Source organism: Streptomyces sp. bgisy130 (assembly GCF_057708345.1).
In genome coordinates this window covers 1-4046 of the sequence record NZ_JBYISA010000093.1, presented here as the reverse complement: position 1 = coordinate 4046, position 4046 = coordinate 1, and the positions used below count along the sequence as shown (strand labels likewise).

At 65.5% G+C, this 4046-nt stretch carries 4 protein-coding genes and 1 pseudogene; 1 reads left to right on the top strand and 4 read right to left on the bottom strand.

Going from position 1 to position 4046, the window contains the following annotated elements; genetic code table 11:
- Positions 1-497 (bottom strand): glycosyl hydrolase family 28-related protein (locus AC3EUV_RS38175; protein ID WP_435604882.1); only part of this gene is annotated, 497 nt, incomplete at its 3' end.
- Between the two features lie 39 nt (positions 498-536).
- On the opposite strand from AC3EUV_RS38175, the gene AC3EUV_RS38170 reads away from it, so the two are divergent.
- Positions 537-1268, top strand: a complete 732-nt coding sequence (locus tag AC3EUV_RS38170) for a CDP-alcohol phosphatidyltransferase family protein (RefSeq protein ID WP_435604881.1) — start codon at positions 537-539, stop codon at positions 1266-1268.
- A gap of 67 nt (positions 1269-1335) precedes the next feature.
- On the opposite strand, the gene AC3EUV_RS38165 is transcribed toward AC3EUV_RS38170, so the two are convergent.
- From AC3EUV_RS38165 to AC3EUV_RS38155, 3 genes and pseudogenes are all read right to left on the bottom strand, one after another.
- On the bottom strand, positions 1336-1764 hold the full coding sequence (locus AC3EUV_RS38165) for an FAD synthase family protein (protein WP_432146976.1): 429 nt from the start codon (positions 1762-1764) through the stop codon (positions 1336-1338).
- A 22-nt stretch (positions 1765-1786) separates the two neighbouring features.
- Positions 1787-3322, bottom strand: coding sequence for a fibronectin type III domain-containing protein (locus AC3EUV_RS38160; RefSeq protein ID WP_432146975.1), 1536 nt, complete (start codon positions 3320-3322; stop codon positions 1787-1789).
- An 87-nt stretch (positions 3323-3409) separates the two neighbouring features.
- Positions 3410-4046 (bottom strand): annotated as a pseudogene (locus AC3EUV_RS38155) (oligosaccharide flippase family protein); the annotation flags it as partial.

Here is a 4046-nt window from a genome sequence, read left to right as displayed (position 1 = left end):
CCGGAGACAAAGCCCAGCTGCTCGAACATCACATTCGCCCAGCTGTCCTCGTTGCGGCACAGATAGGCGTTGTCGGCCTTGTCCGGCGCGAAGAGCAGCTGCGCCATGCGCTTCCCGGCCCCGCGGAACCGCAAGCCATTGGCCTTGAGCTTTCCTCCAGGGGCGTCGAGCAGCGCGTGGGGCGAGCGAATGAGATAGGTGCCGGCCGGTACGTCGATCACGGTTCGGCCGACGTGGTCCCACACCCGTTCGGCCGCTTGGGAGTACGCGTGGGCGAACGCCTCGCTGTCGTCGGTACGTCCGTCGCCCTTGGCTCCGCAGTCCGCCACCACATCGATGACGTCCTTGCCCTCAGGCTTGTCGCCGGTGACCAACGGCCGAGAGCCACGGGTTTCCGAGCCGCACCCGGTGAGGACGGCTGCCAGCGCGGCGGTGGTACCCGCCAGCACCGACCGGCGGGTGGTGCCACCGAATGACGGAGAAATCCTGCCTGCCATGATGTTGCTCCTTCGAGGTCCATTCATCAGGTGGGGAACATGAGCCAGTTCGGATATGCGATCAGAGAGCTGTCTGCGGCTCAGAAAACCGCGAAGGGGGTGTCCTTGTATTCGCGCTACGTGAACCGGCCGGCTGGCCGGGTGCTAGCCGCCGCGGGCTACAGCATGAAATTGACGCCCAATCAGGTCACCATGGTCAGTGGGGTCTTCACCTTTACCGGCGTCATCATGATTGCGATGCTCCGGCCCTCGCCCGCCGCAGCGGCCGGAATTTTCGTGGCCCTGGCAATCGGTTTCGCCCTCGATTCTGCCGACGGGCAGCTCGCCCGGCTGACCGGAAGCGGCAGTGCCGCGGGGGAATGGCTGGACCATGTGGTCGACTGCGCGAAGATGCTGGCCATCCACATGGCTGTACTCGTCTCGTTCTACCGCTACTTCGGATTCTCCGACTCCCGGTATCTGTTCGTTCCCGTCGCCTTCCAGTTCACGGCGGTGATGGTCTTCTTCGGCGGCATCCTCACCGAACAGCTCAAGCGCGCCGACCGACTGCGCAGCGGTGCAGGCGGTCCGGCGCTCACGCCAGTTGCCTCCACACTGCGTTCCGTCGCGCTGCTGCCGGTCGACTACGGGGTGTTCTGCGCCTTGTTCCTGCTGTTCGGCAGCCGGGACGTGTTCCTGGCGCTGTACTGCTGCCTGCTCACCGCCCACGTCCTCTTCATGGTGGCGTTCCTCGTCAAGTGGTATCGAGAGTTGTCCGTTCCCGGCCGCTGACGGGCCGGGAACGGACAACTCGACAGGGTGGGGAACCCGTGCAAGGAATTCGGATGGGTTCTTCCGGTCAAGCCGAATTCGCGAGCTCGTCGAGCACGCTGCGCAGCAAGGAGCTCGACGTGCTGACGGTGTACGGGAAATAGATCACATCGACCCCGACGGTCGCGAAATCCCGTTCGAGCTTGTCGCCTTTGCTCGTCCCCTGCCAGTCGTCTCCCTTGAAAATGACGTCGAACCGTATCTGCTGCCAGGTCTCCAGCTTGTCGGGCACCGTCTCGACGAACGCCGCGTCCACGAATTGGACGCTGCGCACGATGGCCAGCCGCTCGACCAGTGGAATGACCGGCGTCTGCCCCTTGGCCTCAACCGCCATCTCGTCCGACACCACACCGGCCACCAGGTAGTCGCACTGGCTTTTGGCGTGCCGGAGTATGTTCAGGTGTCCGACATGGAAGAGGTCATAGACCCCGGGCGCATAACCTACTCGGTACGTCATTTTCCCCACTCCTGGCATACGGTCAGTTTCCGGCGGCCACAAAGACAGGGCCGTTGCGCCCGGACACATTGGTGCCGTCGGTGACCTCGATCGAGTAACGGTGCGTGGAGCCGGGCTCCACGGTGTCCGTGTAGCTCATGGCCGGCCGGTTCCAGTAGCGCGAGTCCTGGTTGAGCTCGGTCAGGTACTTACCGTCGCGGTAGATCCGGTAGGTCAGGACGGCGTCGTCCCGGTCCCACGATGACTTCCAGTTCAGCGTGATCTGGCCCTGGGAGGAGCTCGCGCCGCTGAGAACCGGTACCTGCGGCGCTTTGGTGTCCGCCGCTGCCGCGAAGCGGGTCAGGCCCTGCTGCGGTGCGCCATTGACGGTGGTGAACTCGCCGCCCGCCCACAGGGTGTCGTCCGCCATGGTCAGCGCCCGCGGGCCGATGTGTTCGCCGTTCCCGTCGTTGGTGTCCGGGAACCACGGCAGGATCGTCTTGTCCGAGATCGACTGTGCCAGCAAGTGCTGGCGGTTGCCGCTGTCGGCGAAGCCCCCCGGGGTGGTGGAGCAGTCGTGTGCATGGGAGGCGCTGTAGAGGACGCCGCCGTACGGGACCACCGCCTGGGTGCCGCCCAGGCAGGTGTCCTTCCAGAGCTGTGTGCCGTCCGACAGCCGGCCGGCCGCGCGGCCGTCGAAGACGCCGCCCCCGTAGCCTTCGGCGCCCAGATAGAAGTTGGTGCCGTCGTTGGCCAGCGATTTGACCGCGGATGCCGCGGGAATCCAGCCGGTGAAGGAGTCGACGAGAGCGCCGGTGGTCGCGTCGAGCCCGGCCAGCGCGTGCACGGTGTCCACGCTTCCGTTCACCGAGGTGAACCGGCCGCCGATGATGACCTTGTTGAGCTGGGGGGCGACCGTGATGGCGTTGACCCCCGGTGTGGCGTCGATGGGGACCGAGGAACCACGGATGGTCGCGTTGAACGGGAGCAGCTCGCTGTTGGGCCGCAGCGCAGCGATCCGCTCGCGGGTCTGACCCTGGACGGTGCTGAACTGGCCGCCGATGTAGACCGTGTCAGCGGTGACGTCGATGGCCCGTACGGTCGAGCCGACCGTCGGCTTCCATTCCCCAGCGATGGTGCAGTCGGCGGTGTTGAGGGCGGCCGTGTTGGACCGGCCCGCCGCGTCGGCCCTGCTGAACGAGCCGCCGATGTAGATTCGCGAGCCGTCGGGCGACGCCTTCATCGCTCGAATGGTGCCGCTGCCGCCGGTGAACGCCGGTGCGCACGGCAGCGGTTCACCGGTCTTGGCGTCAAAGGCCGCGAAGTTCGTACGGGGGACATCACCGGCGCCGGGTGCCCCGCCCGGCGGCCGTATGTGGCTGAAGGTGCCTCCTACGTAGACGACGCCCTTGGCGTAGGCCATGGCCCACACGGTGCCGTCGGTCTGCCAGGTGCTCAGCGGATCAGCGGTGAGGGTGGTTTCGCCGGCCTGCGCATCACCTGCGAAAAGGGCCGTCGATGCGGTTCCCATCACTGCGGCCGCGAGCACGACATTGACGGATCTGCTTCTTCTACGCACAAATTTCTCCTGGAAGTAAGTGTGATAGCTGACGTCAGGACAGGACGCGGGAACTCAACGAATTCTGCTCGGAAATGGGCTCATTGTTCACCGAGAGTTTTCCGGACCACGCTTGCGCAGCGCCTCGCAGAATTCCCCTACGCCCAGCGGCAATCGATAGCGCCAGACGGCCGCACCAAAGGCCGCGATGGCCAGTGCAGTTCCCAAGAAGGCGCCGTGAGCACCGTCCCCGAGAAACGCCCGTGTGACAAACACCGGGAAGGCCACCGTAACAGTACCAATCACGGCGGAATATACATAGCCCCGGTCAAAGGTACAAAAGCCCAATCGGTAGTGAGCCAGCAGCGCCGAAGCGACGTTGTCCACCACGACCGCCAGGCCCCAGGAAATCGCCGCCCCCAGCACCCCGTAGCGCGGAACCAGCCAGATGCCGCTGCCCAGTTGGGCCACGAACGCGGCACTGGCAACCACCAGATTCCAGACGCTCCGTCCGGCCATGAGGATGACCGTCTGTGCATTGCCGACACCGACATTGACCAGACAAGCCACCGCCACGGCCACCAGGCCCGCCGCACCACCGCTGAAGCCGGACCCGAAGACTGACAGTGCGGTCCCTGGGTACGCCGCGAGGATCACGAACACGGGCCAGGAAAAGAGCGCGATCCAGCGTGTCGACAACCTGTGCAGATGACGGGCCCCGTGCGTATCGCCGGCCGTCAGCAGG

Excerpts from the sequence above, each read along its gene's own strand:
- AC3EUV_RS38170 (WP_435604881.1), top strand. The coding sequence starts at position 537 with ATGAGCCAGTTCGGATATGCGATCAGAGAGCTGTCTGCGGCTCAGAAA.
- AC3EUV_RS38165 (WP_432146976.1), bottom strand. The coding sequence starts at position 1,764 with ATGACGTACCGAGTAGGTTATGCGCCCGGGGTCTATGACCTCTTCCAT.